Below are 23,190 nucleotides of genomic sequence, written 5' to 3'. Positions count from 1 at the left end.
CGCAGCGACGCAAAGGCCCGCTGCTCACTGACTCGACTCGACCTGACCAGGAGTCTCCAATGGCAGCAATCCTCTCGCTTCACGAGGCCGTGAAGCAGTTCATCCAGGATGGCGACAGCGTCGCCCTTGAAGGTTTCACCCACCTGATCCCGACGGCGGCCGGTCACGAGATCATCCGCCAGGGCAAGCGCGACCTGACCCTGGTGCGCATGACCCCGGACCTGATCTACGACCAGCTGATCGGGGCCGGTTGCGCGCGCAAGCTGATCTTCTCCTGGGGCGGCAACCCCGGCGTCGGTTCACTGCACCGTCTGCGCGACGCGGTGGAGAAGCAGTGGCCGCACGCCATCGAGATCGAGGAGCACAGCCATGCCGACCTGGCCAACGCCTATGTCGCCGGCGCCTCCGGCCTGCCGTTTGCGGTGTTGCGTGCCTATGCCGGCTCCGACCTGCCCAAGGTCAACCCGCTGATCAAGAGCGTCACCTGCCCGTTCACCGGCGAGGTCCTCGCCGCCGTGCCGTCGGTGCGCCCGGACGTCACCGTGATCCACGCGCAGAAGGCCGACCGCAAGGGCAACGTGCTGCTGTGGGGCATCCTCGGCGTGCAGAAGGAAGCGGCCCTGGCGGCCAAGCGCTGCATCGTCACCGTCGAGGAGATCGTCGATGACCTGAATGCGCCGATGAATGCCTGCGTGTTGCCGACCTGGGCGCTCAGCGCGGTGTGCCTGGTGCCCGGCGGCGCCCACCCGTCCTACGCCCACGGCTACTACGAGCGCGACAACCGCTTCTATCAGGCCTGGGACCCGATCGCCCGCAACCGCGAGTCGTTCACCGCCTGGATCGACACCTTCATCCGTGGCACCCGGGACTTCACCGAATTCCAGGCCAAGCTGGCCAGCACCGCGGAGGCCGCGCAATGAGCTACTCCACTTCCGAAATGATGACCGTCGCGGCGGCCCGCCGTCTGCGCAACGGTGCCGTGTGCTTCGTCGGCATCGGCTTGCCGTCGAAGGCCGCCAACCTGGCGCGCCTGACCTCCTCGCCCGATGTCGTGCTGATCTACGAGTCCGGCCCGATCGGCGCCAAGCCGAGCGTGCTGCCGCTGTCCATCGGTGACGGCGAGCTGGCCGAGACTGCCGACACCGTGGTGCCGACCGGCGAGATCTTCCGCTACTGGCTGCAGGGCGGGCGCATCGATGTCGGCTTCCTCGGCGCGGCCCAGGTCGACCGTTTTGGCAACATCAACACCACGGTGGTCGGCGACTACCACGCGCCGAAGACTCGCCTGCCGGGTGCCGGCGGCGCGCCGGAGATTGCCGGTTCCGCGAAGCAGGTGCTGATCATCCTCAAGCAGTCGCCGCGCGCCTTTGTCGACAAGCTCGATTTCATCACCTCGGTCGGCCACGGCGAAGGCGGTGACTCGCGCAAGCGCCTGGGCCTGCCTGGCGACGGGCCGGTCGGCATCATCACCGACCTGTGCATCATGGAGCCGGAAGCGGACACCCATGAATTCGTGGTCACGTCGATCCACCCGGGCGTGACCCGCGAGCAGATCGTTGCCGCCACTGGCTGGGCGATTCGCTTCGCCGACGACGTGCAGCAGACCGCGACACCCAGCGACGTCGAGCTGTCCGCCCTGCGCGACCTCGAAGCGCGCACCGCCGCCGCCCATGGCCAGACGGCAGGAGAAGCCTGATGCGTGACGTCTTTATCTGCGACGCTATCCGTACCCCCATTGGCCGCTTTGGCGGCGCCTTGGCCAGTGTGCGCGCCGACGACCTGGCGGCGGTGCCGCTCAAGGCGCTGGTCGAGCGCAATCCGCAGGTGCAGTGGGAGCTGCTCGACGAAGTGTTCCTTGGCTGCGCCAACCAGGCCGGCGAGGACAACCGCAACGTGGCGCGCATGGCGCTGCTGCTGGCCGGCCTGCCGCAAAATATTCCCGGTGTGACCCTCAACCGCCTGTGCGCCTCGGGCATGGACGCCATCGGCAGCGCGTTTCGCGCCATCGCCAGTGGCGAGATGGAATTGGCCATTGCCGGTGGCGTCGAGTCGATGTCCCGCGCGCCGTTCGTGATGGGCAAGGCCGAGAGCGGCTACTCGCGAAATATGAAGCTCGAGGACACCACCATCGGCTGGCGCTTCGTCAATCCGTTGATGAAGGCGCAACATGGCGTGGACTCCATGCCCGAGACCGCCGACAACGTCGCTGACGATTACCGGGTGTCGCGCGCCGATCAGGACGCCTTTGCCCTGCGCAGCCAGCAGAAGGCCGCCGCCGCGCAGGCTGCCGGTTTCTTCGCCGAAGAGATCGTGCCGGTGCGTATCGCCCACAAAAAAGGTGAGACCGTGGTCGAGCAGGATGAGCACCTGCGCCCGGACACCACGCTGGAGGCGCTGAACAGGCTCAAACCGGTCAATGGCCCTGACAAGACGGTTACCGCAGGCAATGCCTCGGGCGTCAACGATGGCGCCGCCGCATTGATCCTGGCATCGGCCGAGGCGGTGAAAAAGCATGGCCTGACCCCACGGGCCCGGGTGCTGGGCATGGCCAGTGCCGGTGTGGCGCCACGGGTAATGGGTATCGGCCCGGTGCCGGCGGTGCGCAAGCTGACCGAACGGCTGGGTGTGGCGGTGGCGGATTTCGATGTCATCGAGCTCAACGAGGCGTTTGCCAGCCAGGGGCTGGCGGTGCTGCGCGAGCTGGGCGTGGCGGATGATGCGCCGCAGGTCAATCCCAACGGCGGTGCGATCGCCCTGGGGCACCCGCTGGGGATGAGCGGGGCGCGGTTGGTGCTGACGGCGTTGCATCAGCTGGAGAAGAGTGGCGGGCGCAAGGGGCTGGCGACCATGTGCGTGGGCGTCGGTCAGGGCCTGGCGTTGGCCATCGAGCGGGTTTGACCGGCACCGCCCCAATCGCGGGACAAGCCCGCTCCCACGCTGTTTCCAGGCAATTGCTGGGGCAATCGTGGGAGCGGGCTTGCCCCGCGATTGGGGCGACAGCGGAACGAGATTGTTACTGGGTATGTCTAGACTTTGCAGTGACCTCCCAGGAGTAAAAACACCATGACTTCCAGCTATTACACCGGCGAAGAGCGCAGCAAGCGGATCTTCGCCATCGTCGGCGCCTCGTCGGGCAACCTGGTGGAATGGTTCGACTTCTATGTCTACGCCTTCTGCGCGATCTACTTCGCCCCGGCCTTCTTCCCCTCCGACGACCCCACCGTGCAGTTGCTCAACACCGCCGGCGTGTTCGCCGCGGGCTTCCTGATGCGCCCCATCGGTGGCTGGATCTTCGGCCGCCTGGCCGATCGCCACGGGCGCAAGAATTCGCTGATGATCTCGGTGCTGATGATGTGCGGCGGCTCGCTGATCATCGCCTGCCTGCCCACCTACGCCAGCATCGGCGCCTGGGCGCCGGCGCTGCTGCTCCTGGCGCGGCTGATCCAGGGCCTGTCGGTGGGCGGCGAGTACGGCACCACCGCCACCTACATGAGCGAAGTGGCCTTGCGCGGCCAGCGCGGCTTCTTCGCCTCGTTCCAGTACGTCACCCTGATCGGCGGCCAGTTGCTGGCGGTGCTGGTGGTGGTGATCCTGCAACAGCTGCTCAGCGAGGAGGAGCTGCGGGCATACGGCTGGCGCATCCCGTTCGTGGTCGGCGCCATCGCCGCGCTGATCTCGCTGATGCTGCGCCGCTCGCTGAAGGAGACCAGCAGCGCCGAGACCCGCCAGGACAAGGACGCCGGTACCATCCGCGGCCTGTTCCGCAACCATGCCGCCGCCTTTGTCACGGTATTGGGCTACACCGCCGGTGGCTCGCTGATCTTCTACACCTTCACCACCTACATGCAGAAATACCTGGTCAACACCGCCGGGATGAACGCCAAGAGCGCCAGTTTCGTCATGACCGGCGCGCTGTTCCTGTTCATGATCCTGCAGCCGGTGTTCGGCATGCTCTCCGACCGCATTGGCCGACGCAATTCGATGCTGCTGTTCGGCGCCCTCGGGACGCTCTTCACCGTGCCGCTGCTGATGGCGCTGAAGACCGTGAGCAGCCCGTTCATGGCCTTCGTGCTGGTGACCCTGGCGCTGTGCATCGTCAGCTTCTACACCTCCATCAGCGGCCTGGTGAAGGCCGAGATGTTCCCCCCGCAGGTCCGTGCGCTGGGGGTGGGGCTGGCCTACGCGGTGGCCAACGCGGTGTTCGGCGGCTCCGCCGAATACGTGGCGCTGGGCTTGAAAACCTTAGGCATGGAGAACACCTTCTACTGGTACGTGACCGCGATGATGGCGGTGGCCTTCCTGTTCAGCCTGCGCCTGCCCAAGCAGGCGGCGTACCTGCACCACGATCATTAAGGACGTTGCATGAGCAACCAACTGTTCGATGCCTACTTCACCGCGCCGGCGATGCGCGAGATCTTCTCCGACCGTGGCCGGTTGCAGGGCATGCTCGATTTCGAGGCCGCCCTGGCCCGCGCCGAGGCGGGTGCCGGGCTGGTGCCGCACACGGCGGTGAGCGCCATCGAGACGGCCTGTAAGGCCGAGCGCTATGACGTGCGTGCCTTGGCCGATGCCATCGCCACCGCTGGCAACTCGGCGATTCCGCTGGTCAAGGCCTTGGGCAAGGTGGTTGCCAGCGGCGTGCCCGAGGCCGAGCGCTACGTGCACCTGGGCGCTACCAGCCAGGATGCGATGGACAGTGGCCTGGTGCTGCAGCTGCGTGACGCCCTGGCGCTGATCGACGGCGACCTCGGCAAGCTGGCCGACACCCTGGCCCGCCAGGCGCTGCAGCATGCCGACACGCCGCTGGTGGGGCGTACCTGGCTGCAGCATGCGACGCCAGTGACGCTGGGGATGAAGCTGGCCGGTGTGCTCGGCGCCCTGACTCGTCATCGCCAGCGCCTCAAGGAGCTGCGCCCGCGCCTGCTGGTGCTGCAGTTTGGCGGCGCCTCCGGCAGCCTGGCGGCGCTGGGCAGCAAGGCCTTGCCGGTGGCCGAGGCCCTGGCCGCGCAGTTGAAACTGTCTTTGCCCGAACAGCCGTGGCACACCCAGCGGGACCGCCTGGTGGAATTCGCCTCGGTACTGGGCCTGGTCGCCGGCAGCCTGGGCAAGTTCGGCCGGGATGTCAGCCTGTTGATGCAGACCGAGGCGGGCGAGCTGTTCGAGCCCGGCGCGCCGGGCAAGGGCGGGTCTTCGACCATGCCGCACAAGCGCAACCCGGTGGGCGCGGCGGTGCTGATCGGTGCCGCCACCCGCGTGCCGGGACTGGTCTCGACACTGTTCGCCGCGATGCCCCAGGAGCACGAGCGCAGCCTTGGCCTGTGGCACGCCGAATGGGAAACCCTGCCGGAAATCTGCTGCCTGGTCTCCGGCGCCCTGCGCCAGGCGCAGCTGATCGCCGAGGGCATGGAGGTGGACGCCGTCCGTATGCGCCGCAACCTGGACCTGACCCAGGGCCTGGTGCTGGCCGAGGCGGTCAGTATCGTGCTCGCCCAGCGCCTGGGGCGCGAGCGTGCCCATCACCTGCTGGAGCAATGCTGCCAGCGCGCCGTGGCCGAGGGGCGCCACCTGCGTGCCGTGCTCGGCGACGAACCGCAGGTCAGCGCCGAACTGTCCGCTGACGAACTCGACCGTCTGCTCGACCCTGCCCATTACCTCGGCCAGGCCCGTGTCTGGGTGGCACGGGCCGTGGCCGAACATCAACGATTCACTGCCTGAAAGGAGACCGCTGTGGCGCACCTGCAACTGGCCGATGGCGCATTGCATTACCAACTCGACGGTCCGGCCGATGCGCCGGTGCTGGTCCTGTCCAACTCGCTGGGCACCGACCTGCACATGTGGGATGCGCAGATCCCGGCATGGGCCGAGCATTACCGCGTGCTGCGCTACGACACCCGGGGGCATGGCGGTTCGCTGGTCACCGAGGGCCCCTACAGCATCGAGCAACTGGCAGGCGACGTGCTGGCCCTGCTCGATGCCCTGGATATCGAGAAGGCCCATTTCATCGGCCTGTCCATGGGGGGGCTGATCGGTCAGTGGCTGGGCATCAACGCGGGCAGCCGTCTGCTCAGCCTGACCCTGTGCAATACCGCGGCGAAGATCGCCAACGATGAGGTGTGGAATACTCGCATCGACACCGTGCTTGCGGGCGGCCGGCAGGCCATGGCCGATTTGCGCGATGCCTCCATCGCCCGCTGGTTCACCCCGGCGTTCGCCGCCGCCGAGCCGGAGCGTACCCTGCGCATCTGCCAGATGCTGGCGCAGACCTCGCCGGAGGGCTACGCGGCCAATTGCGCCGCGGTGCGCGATGCCGATTTCCGTGACCAGCTCAACCGTATCCAGGTGCCGACCCTGGTTGTCGCCGGCACCGCCGATGCGGTGACCACCCCCGAGCACGGTCGCTTCATGCAGGCCGGGATCCTCGGCGCCGAGTACGTCGAGTTTGCGGCGGCGCACCTGTCCAATGTCGAGATCGGCGCGCCGTTCAGCCGCCGTGTGCTCGACTTCCTGTCGAGCCGCTGAGGAGTACACCGTGGACGAGAAACAACGTTACGAGGCGGGCATGCAGGTGCGTCGCGCGGTACTGGGCGACGCCCATGTCGACCGCAGCCTGGAGAAACTCAATGACTTCAACGGCGAGTTCCAGGAGATGATCACCCGGCATGCCTGGGGCGATATCTGGACGCGTCCGGGGTTGCCGCGGCATACCCGCAGCCTGATCACCATCGCCATGTTGATCGGCATGAACCGCAATGAAGAGCTCAAGCTGCATCTGCGCGCCGCCGCCAATAATGGCGTGACGCGGGAGGAGATCAAGGAGGTGATCATGCAGAGCGCGATCTACTGCGGGATCCCGGCGGCCAATGCCACGTTCCACCTGGCCGAGTCTGTGTGGGATGAGCTGGGGGTGGAGTCGCGCACCCAGGTGACTTGAGAGATTGCCGGGGCTGCTGCGCAGCCCATCGCGACACAAGGCCGCTCCTACAGGGACTGCGCATGCCTCGAGGTGGGGTCAGATCGCCGCTTTCTTCTGGCGGATGGCCACCGGCCCGGCATTGGCCTCCACGGCTTTTTTCAGCTCAGGGCACAGCCCGGCCATGAACGCCAGCTCCGCCACCACGAACAGCGGCCCGATGATCAGCCCGCTCAGGTCATCGACGAACGCCGGCTTTCGCCCTTCGTACCAGTGGCCGACGAACTGGATGATCCAGCCCACCACGAACGCCCCCAGCCCGGCGCTCAGCCACAGTCCGGTGCTCTGCACGGCCAGTGCCTGGCCGGCCCACAGGCACAGCCCCAGCAGCAGGCCCATCAGCAGCCCGAAGCGCAGGTCCAGGCGCAGGTAGAACCACACCGACCAGCCCGCCAGCAACAGCGCCGGCGACAGCCAGATGCCGGCCAGGTCCCAGCCGGGGCGCGACAGCAGGATGGCCACGGCCAGCACGATCAGCGGAATGCCGATGAAGTGGGTGGCGATGTTGCGCGGATCGCGGTGGTAGGCCGCGTATTGACTCAGGTGCTCGACGAGGTTTTTCATTGTTGTTCCTCCATCAGGGGTGAGCGCAGCTTGCCCCTGTTCAGTCACCGTCGTCTGTCGCCTGGCCGACAGAGTTCGTTTTGCGAGGCACCATGCACGATTCGCGTACCCAGCTGCTGCATGGCCAGTGGTTCCGGCAATTGCCCGCTACCGTTCAGGATAGCCTGCTGGCCCTGGGCCGTGCGCGCGAGCTGGCGCCGGGGCAATGCCTGTTCCAGCGCGGCGATGCGCCCTGTGGCCTGTATGCGGTGCTGGAGGGGGCGATGCGGGTCGGCGCGGTCAGCAGCGAGGGCAAGGAGGCACTGCTGACGCTGGTCGAGTCGCCCCACTGGTTTGGCGAGATCAGCCTGTTCGACGGTCAGCCGCGTACCCACGACGCCTATGCCGAAGGGCCGACGCGCCTGCTGTGGATCCCCCAGGCGCCGCTGCTCGAGTGGCTGGCGCGCGAGCCTGTGCATTGGCGTGAGCTGGCCTTGCTGATGAGCCACAAGTTGCGCTGGGTGTTCGTCGCCCTGGAGCAGCAGAGCCTGCTGGCCGCCGCGCCGCGGGTGGCCCAGCGTCTGCTGCAGATGGCCGAAGGCTACGGTGAGCGCGATGTCGCCCAGTGGCGGCTGCAGGTGTCCCAGGAACAGCTTGCCCTGATGTTGTCGTTGTCGCGCCAGACCATCAACCAGATCCTCAGGAGCCTCGAACAGTCCGGCGTGGTACGCCTGGGCTATGGCGAGGTGGAGATTGTCGATGCCCGGCGTCTGCGGGCGATGGGGCAGCATCCAGGCTGACCAGGGTGTCGATCATCGCCCGCGCCGCCGGTGACAGGCGATAGCCGCTGCGACTGATCACCCCGCAGCGCACGCTGAGCACTTCCAGGCCCGGCGGCAGGTTGCGCCAGTGCAGGCGTACCAGATCGCCGACGGCCAGGTCTTCGGCCACCGCTTCCTCGCTGGCCGTGCCGATGGCATCGCTGGCCAGCACCACGCTGCGCAGCACCGCCAGGTGCTCGGTCTGCAGGTGCGGGGTGAAGTCGCTGCGTCCACTGAGGTTGGCCAGGCGCTTGCGCACGCCCGGCGCCAGCAACGCGCTGGCCAGTGGGTAGGCGAACAGGTCGTTGGTTGACAGGCTGTCCTTGGCCAGCAGCGGGTGCCCGGGGCGGCAGAAGAACAGGCCGGGGCGCGGGGTGAGCGCTTCGGTGTGGAAGTTCGGGTCGGCCTCGAACGGGCGCACGTCATCGACGAAGAACTCGATCTGCTCGCGCCGCAGGGCCTGGCCCAGGCGTTCGGCGTTGTCCACCAGCAGCGCGGTGCGGATGCCCGGATGGCGCTCGATGAAGTGTTGCAGGGCCTGGGGCACCAGGCGCACGGCCAGGGCCGGGCCGCTGCCGAAATGCAGTTCGCCGGCATCGAGCTTGGTCATCTGCAGCACCTCGTTGTTCAACTGCGCCGCGCCTTGTACCAGGCGGCGGGCGTGTTGCAGTACAACCTGTCCCTCGGGGGTGGGGGGCAGCGATTTGTTGGCGCGATCGACCAGGGCGCAGCCGAAGGCCTGTTCGAGGTTCTGGATGGCGCGGCTGAAGGCGGGTTGAGTGATGCCCATGGCTTCGGCGGCGCGGACGAAACTGCGGTATTCGGTGAGGGCGATGAAATAGCGCAGTTGGCGGAGGTCCATGCTCGGGCTCTGGTGCGGGGGGCGGAGCTTGGTTTTAGCGACTTGTTACATATAGCGTCAAAGAATGTTAATTAATTTGAATATGTCTTTTAGTTATTTGTCAGGTGGCAGGCCTAATCGCGGGGCAAGCCCGCTCCCACGTTGCTCCCACGCCATTACTGGTTTCGGCGGGCGGCGTGGGAGCGGGCTTGCCCCGCGATGGCATCAAAGAAGATTGAGCGGGTAACTGACGATCAAGCGGTTCTCGTCGAACGCATTGCTGCTGAAATCCCTGCGCATGGTCGAGTTGCGCCATTTCACCGACAGGTCCTTGAACGTCCCGGCCTGCACCACATAGGCCAGCTCGGTCTCCCGGGCCCACTCCTTGCCATCGTCCACCCCGCCCGCATGCACGTTGTCACCCTTGATGTAGCGGTTCATCAGGGTCAGCCCGGGGATGCCCACGGTGACGAAGTTGAAGTCATGGCGCACCTGCCAGGAGCGCTCCTTGGCATTATCGAAGCTGGCATTGTAGCTGTCGTTGGCCAGGGTGCCACCGCTGGTGCCGTTGACCCGCATCCAGGCATCGTCGCCGCTGACCTTCTGCAGGCCGACGAAGAAGGTGTGGCCCTGGTAGCGCGCCGAGAGCATGGCCGAGGCGGTGCGGTTGTCGAGGTCGCCGGCGCGGGCGCTGCCGTCTTCCTTGCCGAGGAAGTAGCCCAGGTTGGCGCCTAGGGTCCAGTCGCCCAGGGGCTGGCTGTGCACCAGGTTCAGGTACTGCTGGCGGTAGATGTCCTTGAGGCGGGCGTCCCACAGGCCGACCATCGTGCGCTTGTCGTTGAAGCTGTATTCGCCACCGGCGAAGTTGAAGCGGTCGGAGGTGATGCCGGCGCGCCCCTGCATGAACATGTCTTCCATGCTCGCGTCGTTGCGCGGGCTGTTGCCGCGGAACTGGCCGGCATAGAGGGTCAGGCCGTCGATCTCCTTCGAGGTGAGCTGGCCGCCGCGGAATGTCTGCGGCAGCGAGCGGCCATCGTCCGAACGCAGGACCGGCAGTACCGGCATCCACTCGCCGACCTTGAGTTCGGTCTGCGACAGGCGCGCCTTGAACGCCACGCCCAGGCGGCCGAAATCATCGGCCGGGCGGCCATCGTCATGCACCGGCAGCAGGTGGGTGCCGGCCGTGCCCTTGCCACCGTCGAGCTTGACCGAGTACAGCCCCAGCACGTCCACACCGAAGCCGACGGTGCCCTGGGTGAAGCCGGAACGGGCGTCGAGGATGAAGCTCTGGGTCCATTCCTCGGCCTTGCCCTGGGGGTTGGCCGGGTCGACGAAGTTGCGGTTGATGTAGAAGTTGCGCAGGTTGAGGCTGGCCTTGGCGTCCTCCAGGAAACCGCTTTCGGCGGCGACGGCGGGCAAGGCGCAGGACAGGGCCAACAGGCCCGGCAGCAGCTGGCGTGCGGGTTGCAAAGTGCTCATCTGTCGTGGATCTCTTGTTTTTATTGGGCGAGCCGGTGCGCTGCGGGTGCGGGCCGCAGGATCGGGCGTCTTTAGAGAGAGCTTGTGCAACGTTGCGTGGGCGATGGTGCGGGGGAGGGTGGGGGCGAGGCAATTCGTGGAACGCGGAATGGGGCGATTATCGAACGTAATGTTGGCCGACCGGTATCGCGGGCTTGCCCCGCGATGAGGCCCGTACCGGCAACAAAAAGCCCACCGCAAGGGTGGGCTTGATGCGTTACCGCTCCAATCAGCCTTTCGGCGTCTGGATCGAGGCCTGCTGCTGGGTCTGCTCGTACCAGCCGCCACCAAGGGCCTTGTACAGGTTGACCTCGCTGACCAGCTGCGACAGGCGATCGCCGATCAGCGACTGCTGGGCGCTGAACAGGTTGCGCTGGGCGTCGAGGAAGGTCAGGTTGCTGTCGATACCGATGCGGTAGCGGCGCTCGGCCAGGCGGTAGTAGTCCTGGTTCGCCGCCACCAGGTCGCGTTGCGCCTGCAGCTGCTCTTCGAACGTCTTGCGTGCGGCCAGGCCATCGGCGACTTCCTGGAAGGCGGTCTGGATGGTCTTTTCGTACTTGGCGACGTTGATGTCCTTCTGGATCTTCGAGTAGTCCAGGCTGGCTTTGAGGCTACCGGCATTGAAGATCGGCAGGTTGATCTGCGGCTGGAACAGCCAGGTGCCCGAGCCACCCTTGAACAGCCCGCCCATGTCCGGGCTCAGGGTACCGGCGTTGGCGGTCAGGCTGATGCTCGGGAAGAACGCGGCGCGGGCGGCGCCGATGTTGGCGTTGGCGGCCTTGAGCAGGTGCTCGGCTTCCTGGATGTCCGGACGGCGCTGCAGGATGTCGGACGGCAGGCCCGCCGGCACTTCGGCCAGCTGGTCGGCATTGAGCTCCAGCGGCTTGGGCAGGGTGGCCGGCACGCCGGTACCCACCAGCACAGTCAGGCTGTTCAGGTCCTGGGCGACCAGGCGCTGGTACTGCGACAGCTTGACCCGCGCGCCTTCGACGGCGGTGCGGGCCTGGCTCAGATCCAGTGCCGAAGCCACGCCCACCTCATTGCTGCGGCGGGTCAGGTTGTAGCTCTCTTCGTACGTCTTGAGCGTTTCTTCGGTCAGCTTCAGCAGCGCCTGGTCGGCCTGCCAGGTGTAGTAGGCGTTGGCCACGCTGGCCACCAGGCTGATCTGCGTGGAGCGACGCGCCTGCTCGCTGGACAGGTAGGTTTCCAGGGCCTGCTCGGTCAGGCTGCGCACGCGACCGAACAGGTCCAGCTCATAGGAGCTGACACCCAGGGTGGCCGAGTACTGGCTGCTGATGGTGGATTCGCCGGTCTGCGACATGTTCGCCGGCATCCGCTGGCGGCTGCCGCTGCCATTGGCCGACACGGCCGGCAGCAGGTCGGCGCGCTGGATACGGTACTGGGCGCGGTAGGCGTCGATGTTCAACGCCGCGACGCGCAGGTCGCGGTTGTTTTCCAGCGAGGTCTGGATCAGTTGCTGCAGTGCCGGATCGTGGAAGAACTGGCGCCAACCCTGCTCGGCCGCGGCAACGTTGGCCGACTCGGTCGGCGAGTACGCAGGACCTTGCGGCCACTGCGCGGCCACCGGCGCCTCGGGCGTCTGGTAGTCGGGGATCAGCGAGCAGCCGCCGAGGATGAAGGCGGTTACCGCCAGGGACAACAAAGACTTGGTCATTGCCCAGCCTCATAACGTGGAGTTTCAGGGGTGGCGTGTTCTTTCGGCTCTTTGCTGCCGAACAGCGACGACACTGCGACGAAGAATAGCGGTACCCAGAAGATGGCCAGCACGGTCGCACTGATCATGCCGCCGATCACGCCGGTACCGATGGCGTGCTGGCTGCCGGCGCCGGCGCCGCTGGCGATGGTCAACGGTACCACGCCGAGGATGAACGCCAGCGAGGTCATGATGATCGGGCGCAGACGCATGCGGCACGCCTCGATCGCAGCGTCGTACAGGCTGCGGCCTTGCTCGTGCAGCTCCTTGGCGAACTCGACGATCAGGATGGCGTTCTTCGCCGCCAGGCCGATCGTGGTCAGCAGGCCGACCAGGAAGTACACGTCGTTGGACAACCCGCGCAGGCTGGTGGCGAGCAGGGCACCGATGATGCCCAGCGGTACCACGAGCACGACCGCGATCGGGATCGACCAGCTTTCGTACAGCGCCGCCAGGCACAGGAACACGAACAGTACCGAGAGGGCGAACAGCGCCGGCATCTGCGAGCCGGAGAGTTTTTCCTCGTAGGACATTCCGGTCCAGGAGTAGCCGATACCGGTTGGCAGTTCGCCAGCGATGCGCTCGACTTCGGCCATGGCCTCACCGGTACTGTAGCCCGGGGCCGGGGTACCGAGGATCTCGACCGCTTCCACGCCGTTGTAGCGCGACAGCTTCGGCGAGCCGTAGCTCCATTCGCCCTTGGCGAAGGAGGAGAACGGCACCATCTCGCCCTTGCCGTTGCGCACGTACCACTTCTGCAGGTCTTCCGGGCTCATCCGCGAGTTCGGCTCGCCCTGGATGTAGACCTTCTTGACCCGACCGCGGTCGATGAAGTCGTTGACGTAGCTACCGCCCAGGGCGATCGACAGGGTGTTGTTGATGTCGGCGATGGTCACGCCCAAGGCACTGGCGCGTTCGTCGTCGATGGTCAGCTGGTACTGCGGCTCGTCGTTCAGGCCGTTCGGACGCACGGCGCTGAGGATCTTGCTCTGCGCGGCCTTGGCCAGGAACTGGTTGCGCGCTTCCATCAGTTTCGCGTGGCCGACGCCGGCGCGGTCCTGGAGGAACACGTCGAAGCCGGTGGCGTTACCCAGTTCGAGTACCGCCGGCGGGGCGAAGGCGAACACCATCGCGTCGCGGAAGCTGAAGAAGTGCATCTGCGCGCGCTGGGCGAGGGCGAACACGCTGTTCTCCTTCGAACGCTCGTCCCACGGCTTGAGCATGATGAACGCCATGCCCGAGCTCTGGCCACGGCCGGCGAAGTTGAAACCGTTGACGGTGAACACCGATGCCACGGTGTCGGCTTCCTTGTCGAGCAGGTACTCACGCATCTGGTCGACCACCACCTGGGTGCGCTCGGCACTGGAGCCGGCCGGGGTCTGCACCTGGGCGAACAGCACGCCCTGGTCTTCTTCCGGCAGGAACGCGGTGGGGATACGGGCAAACAGCCAGATCATGCCGACCACGATCAGGGCGTAGGCCAGCAGGAACGGGATCTTGTTGCGCAGGATGGTGCCGACGCTGCGCTCGTAGCCGACGACGCTGCGGTCGAAGTTGCGGTTGAACCAGCCGAAGAAGCCGCGCTTGGCCACATGGTGCTCGCCCTTCTTCAGCGGCTTGAGCATGGTGGCGCACAGGGCCGGGGTGAAGATCAGCGCCACCAGCACCGACAGGCCCATGGCCGAGACGATGGTGATGGAGAACTGGCGATAGATCACACCGGTGGAACCGCCGAAGAAGGCCATCGGCAGCAGTACCGCCGACAGGACCAGGGCGATACCCACCAGGGCGCCCTGGATCTGCTCCATGGAGCGTTTGGTTGCCTCCTTGGGCGGCAACCCTTCCTCGGACATCACCCGCTCGACGTTCTCCACCACGACGATGGCATCGTCCACCAGCAGGCCGATGGCCAGGACCATGGCGAACATGGTCAGGGTGTTGATGCTGAAACCGGCGGCGGCAAGGATGCCGAAGGTACCCAGCAACACCACCGGCACGGTCATGGTGGTGATGATGGTGGCGCGGAAGTTCTGCAGGAACAGGTACATCACCAGGAACACCAGGACCACGGCCTCGATCAGGGTGTGGATCACGCCGCTGATCGATTCGGTGACCACCGGGGTGGTGTCATACGGGAACACGGCCTTCACGCCAGGCGGGAAGAACGGCTCCAGGTCGCTGATGGTGGTGCGTAGCGCCTTGGCGGTATCCAGGGCGTTGGCACCGGTGGCCAGCTTTACCGCCAGGCCCGAGGCCGGCATGCCGTTGTACTGGGCGCTGATGGCGTAGTTCTCGCCGCCCAGGCCGACCGTGGCGACGTCGCCCAGGCGTACCTGGGAACCGTCGTTGTTGACCTTGAGCAGGATCTTTTCGAACTGCTCGGCGGTCTGCAGGCGGGTCTTGCCGATGATGGTGGCGTTGAGCTGGGTACCCGGCAGTGCCGGCAGGCCGCCGAGCTGGCCGGACGAGACCTGGACGTTCTGCGCGGCCACGGCGGTGCGCACATCGACCGGGGTCAGCTGGAACTTGTTCAGCTTGGCTGGATCCAGCCAGATGCGCATGGCGTACTGCGCACCGAACACCTGGAAGTCACCGACGCCCGCGGTCCGCGAGATCGGGTCCTGCATGTTGGAGACGATGTAGTTGGCCAGGTCGTCCTTGGTCATGCTGCCGTCTTCGGACACCAGGCCGATCACCAGCAGGAAGTTCTTCACTGCCTTGGTGACGCGGATACCTTGCTGTTGCACTTCCTGCGGCAACAGCGGGGTGGCCAGGTTCAGCTTGTTCTGTACCTGGACCTGCGCGGTGTCGGAGTTGGTGCCCTGCTCGAAGGTGGCGGTGATGGTCATGCTGCCGTCGGAGTTACTTTCCGACGACACATAACGCAGGTTGTCGATACCGTTGAGCTGCTGCTCGATCACCTGCACCACGGTGTCCTGCACGGTCTGCGCCGAGGCGCCCGGGTAGGTCACGGAGATGGCGATGGCCGGCGGGGCGATGCTCGGATACTGGTTGATCGGCAGCTTCAGGATCGACAGGGCGCCGACCAGCATGATCACCAGGGCGATCACCCAGGCGAAGATCGGGCGATCGATAAAGAACTTCGACATGGTTTACTCCGCTTTGGCGTCGGCTTTGGCCGTGTTGGCCTGAGCAGGGCCGGCCGGCTTCTTGACGTTGGTGGCTTCGCTGACCTTGACCTCGACACCCGGGCGCACGAACTGCAGCCCTTCGGTGATCAGACGGTCGCCCGGGTTCAGGCCTTCCTCGATCAGCCAGTCACTGCCCAGGGTGCGGCTGGCCTTGAGCTGGCGCAGTTCGACCTTGTTCTCCTGGTTGACCACCAATGCGGTCGGCGCGCCCTTGAGGTCGCGGGTCACGCCCTGTTGCGGGGCCAGGATGGCGTTGGCGTTGATCCCGGCCTTGAGCCGCGCATGGACGAACATGCCGGGCAGCAGGGTGTGGTCGGGGTTGGGGAAGATCGCGCGCAGGGTGACGGAGCCTGTGGTCTCGTCGACCGCGACTTCGGAGAACTCCAGGCGACCCTGTTGCTTGAACAGGCTGCCGTCTTCCAGCACCAGCTGCACCTGGGCGGCGTTGTCGCCGGCCTTCTGCAGTTGGCCGCCTTCCAGGTCACGGCGCAGCTTGAGCAGCTCGGCGGTGGACTGGGTGACGTCGACATAGATCGGGTCGAGCTGCTGGATGGTGGCCATGGCGTTGGTCTGGCCGTTGTTCACCAGGGCGCCTTCGGTGACCGAGGATCGACCGATGCGGCCACTGATCGGCGCCAGCACCTTGGTGTAGCGCAGGTCGATCTGGGCGCTCTTGAGCGATGCCTCGGCCTGCAATCGTTTGGCATTGGCGTCGTCGTATTCCTGCTTGGAGACGGCCTGCTCGTCGATCAGTTGCTTGTAGCGTTCGGCCAGCGAGCGGGTAGCCTGCAGGTTGGCCTGGGCGTTGGCCAGGGTCGCCTCGTAGACGGCCGGGTCGATCTGGTAGAGCTGCTGCCCTTCCTTGACGTCGGTGCCTTCCTTGAACAGGCGCTTGAGAATGATGCCGTTCACCTGCGGGCGAACCTCGGCCACACGGTAGGCGCTGGTGCGCCCCGGCAGTTCCGAGGTCAGGGTGAAGGCTTGCGGTTGCACGGTCACGACGCCGACCTGAGGAGCCTGCGGCGCAGGCGCTGCTTCCTCTTTCTTACAGCCACTGAGCAGGGTTGCCAGGGCCACGGCGGAAACCAGGGCGGTTACGGCTGGCTTGAATTGCATGAGGATCCTCGGGTCGCAGGAGCAAGGGAGCTCAAGAATATAGTGGAAGAGTCTTAAGAGAAAAACGCTATCCGGTGGATAAATAGCTTGCTAAGGAATATACTTACATTCATGGTTGTTTGTAAATACCGTCGGTGAGTCGCCGCGGATCGTCCACATGCACCCGGGAGTGGCCCATGAAGCGCTCGCCCCGGCCCGATTCCCGTCCGCCAGCTGAGCGGGCGGGGCCTGATGAGGTTGTACTGCCATGGTCCGTCGAACCAAAGAAGAAGCCCAGGAAACCCGTGCCCAGATCATCGAGGCGGCGGAAAAGGCCTTCTACAAGCGCGGGGTCGCGCGTACCACCCTGGCCGACATCGCCGAGCTCGCGGGGGTGACCCGCGGTGCGATCTATTGGCATTTCAGCAACAAGGCGGAGCTGGTGCAGGCGCTGCTCGACAGCTTGCACGAGACCCATGATCACCTGGCCCGGGCCAGTGAAAGCGAGGACGAACTCGACCCGCTCGGCTGCATGCGCAAGCTGTTGCTGCAAGTGTTCAACGAGCTGGTGCTCGATGCCCGTACCCGGCGTATCAATGAAATCCTGCATCACAAGTGCGAGTTCACCGACGACATGTGTGAGATTCGCCAGCAACGCCAGGGCGCGGTGCTGGACTGCCATCAGAGCGTTGCCCTGGCCTTGGGCAATGCGGTACGTCGTGGCCAGTTGCCTGCCGAGCTCGATATCGACCGGGCGGCGGTGGCCATGTTTGCCTATGTGGACGGCCTGATCGGCCGCTGGCTGCTGTTGCCGGACAGCTTCGACCTGTTGGGCGATGTCGAAAAATGGGTCGACACCGGGCTGGATATGCTGCGCTTGAGCCCAGGCTTGCGCAAATGACACTTTGTTAAGGATTGTGAGGAAGTGTTACTCCCATCCGATTAACGCAGAATTAATAACGTGGGAGCGGCGCACCGCCGCTCCCACAATCCTTAGCGCCCGCGCAACTGCCTGTCTGGCAACACCAGCGCCGCCAGCAGGCCGATCAGCGACGCTCCGGCGCTGACCAGCAACAGGTCGCGGAAGGTTTCCAGCAAGCGCGCCTGGGTCTGCGGATCCGCCTCTCCCGCTTTGAGGCTGCCCAATAGCGGATTGCCCAACATTTCGAAACCACCCTGGTGCAATAGCGCCAGCAGCAGGCTGGACATGCACGCCACCCCCATTGCCCCGCCGAGCGAGCGGAACAGGTTGGTGGTGCTGGTTGCCACGCCGATGTCCCGGCTGTCCACCGCGCTTTGCGTGCCCACCAGCGAGGTGGGGAACTGCAGGCCGCAGGCGATGCCGGTGAGCAGCATGAACAGCGCGCCGAGCAACCCCGATTGCGGCGGCGTCAGCGCCATGGCGGCGATGGCCAGCGGCATCAGCAGTGCTCCGGTGAGGATCTGTGGCTTGAAGCGGCCGGTGCGGCTGGTCATGCGCCCGCCGGTGAAGGCGCCGATGGGTAGCCCCATGGCCAGCGGCAGCAGGTGCAGCGCCGCGCTGTCGGCGCCGGCACCGGTGATGCCCTGGAAGCGCAGGGGCATGAGCATGGTCAGCGAGATCGACTGGAAGCTGGCGAAGAAGATCACGCACCAGCACAGCACCGCGACCCGGTTGCCAAACAGGCCCAGCGGCAGCAGCGGCTCGCGGCAACGGCGCTCGTGGGCGATGAACGCCAGCAGCCCAAACAGCGCGCAGCCCAGCAGCGCCAGCACCTGCGACGACAGCCAGGCATGCCCCTGGCCGACCAGGGTGATGCCCAGCAGCAGGCTGCCCAGGCCGAGGATCATCAACACCGCGCCCAGGTAGTCCACACGGGCCTCGCGGCGCTTGACCGACAAGCCGTCCAGCGCCCGGTGGATCACCCACAGGGCGACCAGCCCCAGCGGCAGGTTGATCCAGAACACCCAGCGCCAGGACAGGTACTCGGTGAGCCAACCGCCGAGCACCGGCCCGGCGACACTGGCCAAGGCATACATGCTGCTGAAATAGCCCTGGTAGCGCCCACGTTCGCGGGGCGGCACGAAGTCGCCGATGATCGCCTGGCTCACCGACACCATGCCGCCGGCACCGATGCCCTGGAGCACCCGCGCCAGCACCAGCTGCGGCATGTCCTGGGCCAGGCCGCAGGCCACCGAGGCCAGGGTGAACAGAGCAGTGCCGGTGAGGATCATGCGCCGCCGGCCATACAGGTCGCCGAGCTTGCCGTAGATCGGCACGGCGATGGTCATGGCCACCATGTAGCCGGAGATGACCCAGGCCAGCAGCCCGACATCATTGAACTGCGCGGAAATCGCCGGCATCGACACGGCGACGATGGTCTGGTCGAGGGCGCCGAGAAAGATTGCCAGCATCAGGGCGGTCAGGACGCTACGCAGGACGGTGGGGGGCAGGGCGGCGGTCACAGTGGATACCTTGTGGTCAGCGCTGACGCGATCGCGAGGCATCGTGGGAGCGGGCTTGCCCCGCGATGGGCTCATTCATGGTGGAGCATTGTAACCTGAGTTACATAGCTACCTATGTACTCCATGCATCCCCTATGCAAGATCGGCATTGGCGCATTCATCCAGCGCTGCATGACCGCGTGATATCGTGGCAGGGCCGCAGAGGCTGAAATCCGGGGTCTGCACCAGCATGGTGCAGCCATTTGCCGCAGGATTTCGCGTCGCTGTATGTCCACACCTTCTATTCCTCTGCCTGCATGTCGAGCATGACCGCCCAGATGGCGACGGTTGGAACAGTCAGGTAGACCCGATACAGGGGTCGGTAGTCAGCCGTTCACCATTTCTCATTGTTCAAGCGGAGTGATCATGCCCAAGGCTTCCCACCACGATCTGCGTTTTGCCTTCCGCGAGCTGCTTGCTTCAGGTTCGTGCTATCACACCGCTTCGGTCTTTGACCCGATGTCCGCCCGTATCGCCGCGGACCTGGGCTTCGAAGTCGGCATCCTCGGCGGCTCGGTCGCCTCGTTGCAGGTCCTGGCCGCGCCGGACTTCGCCCTGATCACCCTCAGCGAGTTCGTCGAGCAGGCCACCCGTATCGGTCGCGTCGCCCAGTTGCCGGTGCTCGCCGACGCCGACCACGGCTATGGCAATGCGCTCAACGTGATGCGCACGGTCATCGAGCTGGAGCGCGCCGGCGTGGCCGCGCTGACCATCGAGGACACCTTGCTGCCGGCCCAGTTCGGCCGCAAGTCCACCGACCTGATCTCGGTGGAGGAGGGCGTGGGCAAGATCCGCGCGGCGCTGGAGGCGCGAGTCGACTCGGCGCTGGCGATCATCGCCAGGACCAATGCCGGCGTGCTCACCACCGAGGAAATCATCGTCCGCACCCAGAGCTACCAGAAGGCTGGCGCCGACGGCATCTGCATGGTGGGGGTGAAGGACTTCGAGCAGTTGGAGCAGATCGCCGAGCACCTGAGCGTGCCGCTGATGCTGGTTACCTACGCCAACCCGAACCTGCGCGACGACGAGCGCCTGGCGCGCCTGGGCGTGCGCATCGTGGTCGATGGCCATGCCGCGTACTTCGCCGCGATCAAGGCCACCTACGACTGCCTGCGCCAGCAGCGTGGCCTGCAGCACAAGTCGGACAGCCTCGGCGCCACCGAGCTTTCGCACACCTACACCCAGCCCGAGGACTACATCCGCTGGGCCAAGGAGTACATGAGCGTCGAGGAGTGATGCGCTCTACCTGACGGCGCTCAGCGTGGCGCTGTGGGGAACGCAGTGCTCGTGGACGCAGCTGGCGGCCGCATTGGGCTGGCTGCGCAGCAGCTCGACCCGCCAGCAGGCCGAGCCATAGAGCCCGGCCACCGCGACCAGGGCGAAGACGAGGGCGCAACGCCTGGATTTGATGCTCATGGTGCGGACCTCCTGTTGGTGCAACAGGTGATACCTTCAAGCATAGGCCTTGTGCGCGGATCTGCATGGCCTGGACTCAGCTCAATCCCTTGTCCCACTCCGGCTCGTCGCCGAACCGCTGCGCCAGGAAGTCCAGCATGCTGCGCAGCGTCGCCGGCATGTGCTTGCGCGAGGTGTACACCGCATTCAGGGTCAGCTCCCGTGGACTGGCGTGCGGCAACAGCCGCACCAGCTCGCCACTGCGCAACGCGGCCGCCGCCTGGTAGGTGGGCAACATGGCGATGCCGGCGTGGGCCAGGGCGGCTTTCTGCAGGGTCATGGCCTCGTTGGCGCTGATATTGCCCTGCACCGGCACGGCGACGTTCTGCCCATCCACCTCGAAATGCCACAGGTTGTGACCAAAGTAGGCGTGGGTCAGGCAGTTGTGCCGGCTCAGTTCCTCGACCTGGCGCGGCGTGCCGTGCTCGCGCAGGTAGGCGGGGCTGGCGCAGACCACCGAGCGGCACACGCTCAGGCGCCGGGCGATGAGGTTGGGGTCGACATCGTTGCTGGTGCGGATGGCCAGGTCGATGCGCTCGTCCACCAGGTTGACGGTGCGGTCGAGCATCTGCAGTTCCACCTTCACCCCAGGGTAGCGTTTGACATAGGCGGCCAGCGCATCCACCAGCTGGGCCTGGCCGAACGAAGTGCTGACGCTGATGCGCAGTTCACCGCGGGGGGCGTCGTCCGGCTGGCGCACGGCGTTCTGCAGGTCGCCGGCCAGCTCCAGCAACTGGCGGCAGCGGGGCAGGGTCTCGAGGCCCGCCGCCGTCAGGCTGAGCTTGCGCGTGGTGCGCTGCATCAGGCGCGCGCCGACCCAGTCCTCCAGCTCTGCCAGGTAGCGTGAGACCACGGGCCTGGAAAGCTCCAGATGATCCGCCGCGGCGGACTGGCTGCCCAGGTCGACGACGGTGACGAATACGCGCATGGCGTTGAGGCGGTCCATGATCTGTCCGATTTCAGAAACAAACTATGTCGAAGCATCGCATTTTTTGTATTGGTTCGGGCAACTAAGCTTGCCTGCATCGTCCCACTCACAGGATCTTGCGATGTCTCTTCTCACCCCCCTGCGCGGCCTGCTGCTGGCCTGTCTTACCCTCGGCGGCCAGGCCATGGCCAGCGAACCGCTCAAGCTCGAAGCCTACAACCCTGGTCACGCGGCGATCTTTCCGGTCAGCTCGGTGATCGTCAGCGGCGCCCACGATGCCATCCTGGTCGACGCGCAGTTCGGCACAGGCCAGGCTGAGCAGGTGGTCGAACGCCTGCGTGCCAGCGGCAAGCAACTGACCACCATCTATGTCAGCCATGGCGACCCGGACTACTACTTTGGCCTGGACACCATCACCCAGGCGTTTCCCAAGGCCCGGGTGGTCGCCTCGGCCGCCACGGTCGAGCACATCCGCAAGACCATGGACGCCAAGCTGGCCTACTGGGGCCCACAGATGGGCGCGGACAAGCCGGCACGCCTGGTGGTGCCGCAGGTCCTCAAGGGCAATCGCCTGGAGCTGGAAGGCCAGGCACTGGAGGTTGTGGGCCTGGACGGTCCACAGCCGGACCGCAGTTTCGTCTGGATTCCCTCGATCAAGGCAGTGGTCGGTGGCGTTGTGGTTTCCGAGCACATCCACGTGTGGATGGCCGACACCCAGACCGCGCAATCCCACGCCGACTGGTTGAGCACCCTGGCGAAGATCGAGCAGCTCGCCCCGCGCACGGTGATCCCTGGGCATTACCTGGGCGACAGCAGCCGCTCGCTGGACGCGGTGCGCTTTACCGCCGGCTACATTCGTGACTTCGATACCGAAGCCGCCAAGGCCGCCGACTCCGCCGCGCTGATCGCGGCGATGAAGCAACGCTACCCGAACCTTGGCGACGAGAGCTCCCTGGAACTGGGGGCCAAGGTCGCCAAGGGCGAGATGAAGTGGTAATCCCTTTCAACCTGTTGGAGTGTTTCCCATGAGCAAGATCGCAATCATCGGCGCCACCGGGCGCGCCGGCAGCCAGTTGCTGGAAGAGGCCCTGCGTCGTGGTCACAGTGTGGTGGCCATCGCCCGGGATCCGGGCAGCCTGCAAGGGCGTGACGGCGTGACGGTCAAGGCGCTGGATGCCAAGGATAGTGTCGCCCTGCAGGCGGCCGTGGCGGGCTGCGACGCGGTGCTGAGCGCGGCGCATTTTTCCACCCTCGAGCCGAGCGCGATCATCGAGCCGGTCAAGCGGGCCGGGGTCAAGCGCCTGCTGGTGGTGGGCGGGGCCGGCAGCCTGCTGCTGCCGTCCGGGCACCGGGTGATCGACAGCCCGGACTTCCCCGAGGCCTACAAGGCCGAGGCCAGTGCCGGGGTGCGCTTCCTCGAAACGCTGCGCCGCGAGCCGACCCTGGACTGGACCTTCCTGTCGCCGTCGGCGGAGTTCGTCGAAGGTGAGCGCAGCGGGCGTTATACCCTGGGCAAGGACCACCTGCTGATCGGTGCAGACGGCAAGAGCTGGATCACCTTTGCCGATTACGCCATCGCCATGCTCGACGAGCTGGAGAAACCGGCGCATTCGCGGGCGCGGTTCACAGTGGGCTACTGAGTCGCGCGGTACCTGTAGGAGCGGCCTTG

General features: G+C 65.9%; 21 protein-coding genes. 12 read left to right on the top strand and 9 right to left on the bottom strand.

The window, feature by feature from the left end; all coding sequences use genetic code 11:
- Positions 1 to 59: 59 nt before the first annotated feature.
- The 7 genes from HU735_RS08470 (at position 60) to pcaC (ending at position 6,931) form a co-directional block, all read left to right on the top strand.
- Complete coding sequence (locus tag HU735_RS08470; protein ID WP_028690217.1) at positions 60 to 920, top strand: CoA transferase subunit A; 861 nt, start codon at positions 60 to 62, stop codon at positions 918 to 920.
- Positions 917 to 1,696: a CoA-transferase subunit beta gene (locus HU735_RS08465; RefSeq protein WP_186713133.1), complete on the top strand. Its 780-nt coding sequence runs from the start codon at positions 917 to 919 to the stop codon at positions 1,694 to 1,696. The genes HU735_RS08470 and HU735_RS08465 overlap by 4 nt, the downstream gene beginning before the upstream one ends.
- Complete coding sequence (gene pcaF / locus HU735_RS08460) at positions 1,693 to 2,898, top strand: 3-oxoadipyl-CoA thiolase (RefSeq protein ID WP_186713162.1); 1,206 nt, start codon at positions 1,693 to 1,695, stop codon at positions 2,896 to 2,898. Before HU735_RS08465 ends, pcaF begins: the two co-directional genes overlap by 4 nt.
- 165 nt (positions 2,899 to 3,063) lie before the next feature.
- The gene (locus HU735_RS08455) at positions 3,064 to 4,353 is read left to right on the top strand and encodes an MFS family transporter (protein WP_186713132.1); all 1,290 of its coding nucleotides are present in this window, start codon (positions 3,064 to 3,066) and stop codon (positions 4,351 to 4,353) included.
- A 9-nt stretch (positions 4,354 to 4,362) separates the two neighbouring features.
- Positions 4,363 to 5,715: a 3-carboxy-cis,cis-muconate cycloisomerase gene (locus HU735_RS08450; RefSeq protein WP_186713131.1), complete on the top strand. Its 1,353-nt coding sequence runs from the start codon at positions 4,363 to 4,365 to the stop codon at positions 5,713 to 5,715.
- Positions 5,716 to 5,727: 12 nt separating this feature from the next.
- Complete coding sequence (pcaD, locus tag HU735_RS08445; RefSeq protein WP_186713130.1) at positions 5,728 to 6,519, top strand: 3-oxoadipate enol-lactonase; 792 nt, start codon at positions 5,728 to 5,730, stop codon at positions 6,517 to 6,519.
- Between the two features lie 10 nt (positions 6,520 to 6,529).
- Positions 6,530 to 6,931, top strand: coding sequence for a 4-carboxymuconolactone decarboxylase (pcaC, locus tag HU735_RS08440; protein WP_186713129.1), 402 nt, complete (start codon positions 6,530 to 6,532; stop codon positions 6,929 to 6,931).
- Positions 6,932 to 7,009: 78 nt separating this feature from the next.
- On the opposite strand, the gene HU735_RS08435 is transcribed toward pcaC, so the two are convergent.
- The gene (locus HU735_RS08435; RefSeq protein ID WP_186713128.1) at positions 7,010 to 7,534 is read right to left on the bottom strand and encodes an Mpo1-like protein; all 525 of its coding nucleotides are present in this window, start codon (positions 7,532 to 7,534) and stop codon (positions 7,010 to 7,012) included.
- A 92-nt stretch (positions 7,535 to 7,626) separates the two neighbouring features.
- Here HU735_RS08435 and HU735_RS08430 point away from each other — a divergent pair, with 92 nt between their 5' ends.
- Positions 7,627 to 8,313, top strand: coding sequence for a Crp/Fnr family transcriptional regulator (locus tag HU735_RS08430; RefSeq protein WP_186713127.1), 687 nt, complete (start codon positions 7,627 to 7,629; stop codon positions 8,311 to 8,313).
- On the opposite strand, the gene HU735_RS08425 is transcribed toward HU735_RS08430, so the two are convergent.
- From HU735_RS08425 to ttgA, 5 genes are all read right to left on the bottom strand, one after another.
- On the bottom strand, positions 8,213 to 9,196 hold the full coding sequence (locus tag HU735_RS08425) for a LysR family transcriptional regulator (RefSeq protein ID WP_186713126.1): 984 nt from the start codon (positions 9,194 to 9,196) through the stop codon (positions 8,213 to 8,215). The genes HU735_RS08430 and HU735_RS08425 overlap by 101 nt on opposite strands.
- 204 nt (positions 9,197 to 9,400) lie before the next feature.
- Positions 9,401 to 10,654 carry an OprD family porin gene (locus HU735_RS08420; RefSeq protein WP_186713125.1) on the bottom strand — a complete coding sequence of 418 codons (1,254 nt, stop codon included), beginning with the start codon at positions 10,652 to 10,654 and terminating at the stop codon, positions 9,401 to 9,403.
- Between the two features lie 268 nt (positions 10,655 to 10,922).
- Positions 10,923 to 12,368: an AdeC/AdeK/OprM family multidrug efflux complex outer membrane factor gene (locus HU735_RS08415; protein WP_186713124.1), complete on the bottom strand. Its 1,446-nt coding sequence runs from the start codon at positions 12,366 to 12,368 to the stop codon at positions 10,923 to 10,925.
- Positions 12,365 to 15,517, bottom strand: coding sequence for a multidrug efflux RND transporter permease subunit TtgB (gene ttgB / locus HU735_RS08410; protein WP_186713123.1), 3,153 nt, complete (start codon positions 15,515 to 15,517; stop codon positions 12,365 to 12,367). Before ttgB ends, HU735_RS08415 begins: the two co-directional genes overlap by 4 nt.
- Positions 15,518 to 15,520: 3 nt before the next feature.
- Positions 15,521 to 16,675 carry a toluene efflux RND transporter periplasmic adaptor subunit TtgA gene (ttgA, locus tag HU735_RS08405; protein WP_186713122.1) on the bottom strand — a complete coding sequence of 385 codons (1,155 nt, stop codon included), beginning with the start codon at positions 16,673 to 16,675 and terminating at the stop codon, positions 15,521 to 15,523.
- A 247-nt stretch (positions 16,676 to 16,922) separates the two neighbouring features.
- Here ttgA and ttgR point away from each other — a divergent pair, with 247 nt between their 5' ends.
- Positions 16,923 to 17,555, top strand: coding sequence for an efflux transport transcriptional regulator TtgR (ttgR, locus tag HU735_RS08400; RefSeq protein ID WP_186713121.1), 633 nt, complete (start codon positions 16,923 to 16,925; stop codon positions 17,553 to 17,555).
- A 92-nt stretch (positions 17,556 to 17,647) separates the two neighbouring features.
- Here the strand turns inward: ttgR and HU735_RS08395 are convergent, their stop codons facing one another.
- Positions 17,648 to 19,141, bottom strand: coding sequence for an MDR family MFS transporter (locus tag HU735_RS08395; RefSeq protein WP_186713120.1), 1,494 nt, complete (start codon positions 19,139 to 19,141; stop codon positions 17,648 to 17,650).
- 363 nt (positions 19,142 to 19,504) lie between these two features.
- On the opposite strand from HU735_RS08395, the gene HU735_RS08390 reads away from it, so the two are divergent.
- Entirely contained in the window at positions 19,505 to 20,374 is an 870-nt protein-coding gene (locus HU735_RS08390; protein ID WP_023630223.1) for an oxaloacetate decarboxylase, read from the top strand.
- 6 nt (positions 20,375 to 20,380) lie between these two features.
- On the opposite strand, the gene HU735_RS08385 is transcribed toward HU735_RS08390, so the two are convergent.
- Positions 20,381 to 20,554 carry a hypothetical protein gene (locus HU735_RS08385; protein WP_177330819.1) on the bottom strand — a complete coding sequence of 58 codons (174 nt, stop codon included), beginning with the start codon at positions 20,552 to 20,554 and terminating at the stop codon, positions 20,381 to 20,383.
- A 76-nt stretch (positions 20,555 to 20,630) separates the two neighbouring features.
- Positions 20,631 to 21,539: a LysR family transcriptional regulator gene (locus tag HU735_RS08380; protein WP_186713119.1), complete on the bottom strand. Its 909-nt coding sequence runs from the start codon at positions 21,537 to 21,539 to the stop codon at positions 20,631 to 20,633.
- 103 nt (positions 21,540 to 21,642) lie between these two features.
- On the opposite strand from HU735_RS08380, the gene HU735_RS08375 reads away from it, so the two are divergent.
- On the top strand, positions 21,643 to 22,518 hold the full coding sequence (locus HU735_RS08375; RefSeq protein WP_186713118.1) for an MBL fold metallo-hydrolase: 876 nt from the start codon (positions 21,643 to 21,645) through the stop codon (positions 22,516 to 22,518).
- A 28-nt stretch (positions 22,519 to 22,546) separates the two neighbouring features.
- Positions 22,547 to 23,161 (top strand): NAD(P)-dependent oxidoreductase, encoded by a 615-nt coding sequence (locus HU735_RS08370; protein ID WP_186713117.1) that lies wholly within the window; start codon positions 22,547 to 22,549, stop codon positions 23,159 to 23,161.
- Positions 23,162 to 23,190: the final 29 nt, after the last annotated feature.

The sequence above is a fragment of the Pseudomonas sp. BW16M2 genome (genome assembly GCF_014268865.1).
In the GTDB taxonomy this organism is placed as follows: domain Bacteria; phylum Pseudomonadota; class Gammaproteobacteria; order Pseudomonadales; family Pseudomonadaceae; genus Aquipseudomonas; species Aquipseudomonas peradeniyensis.
This window is presented reverse-complemented; position numbering and strand designations above follow the sequence as displayed.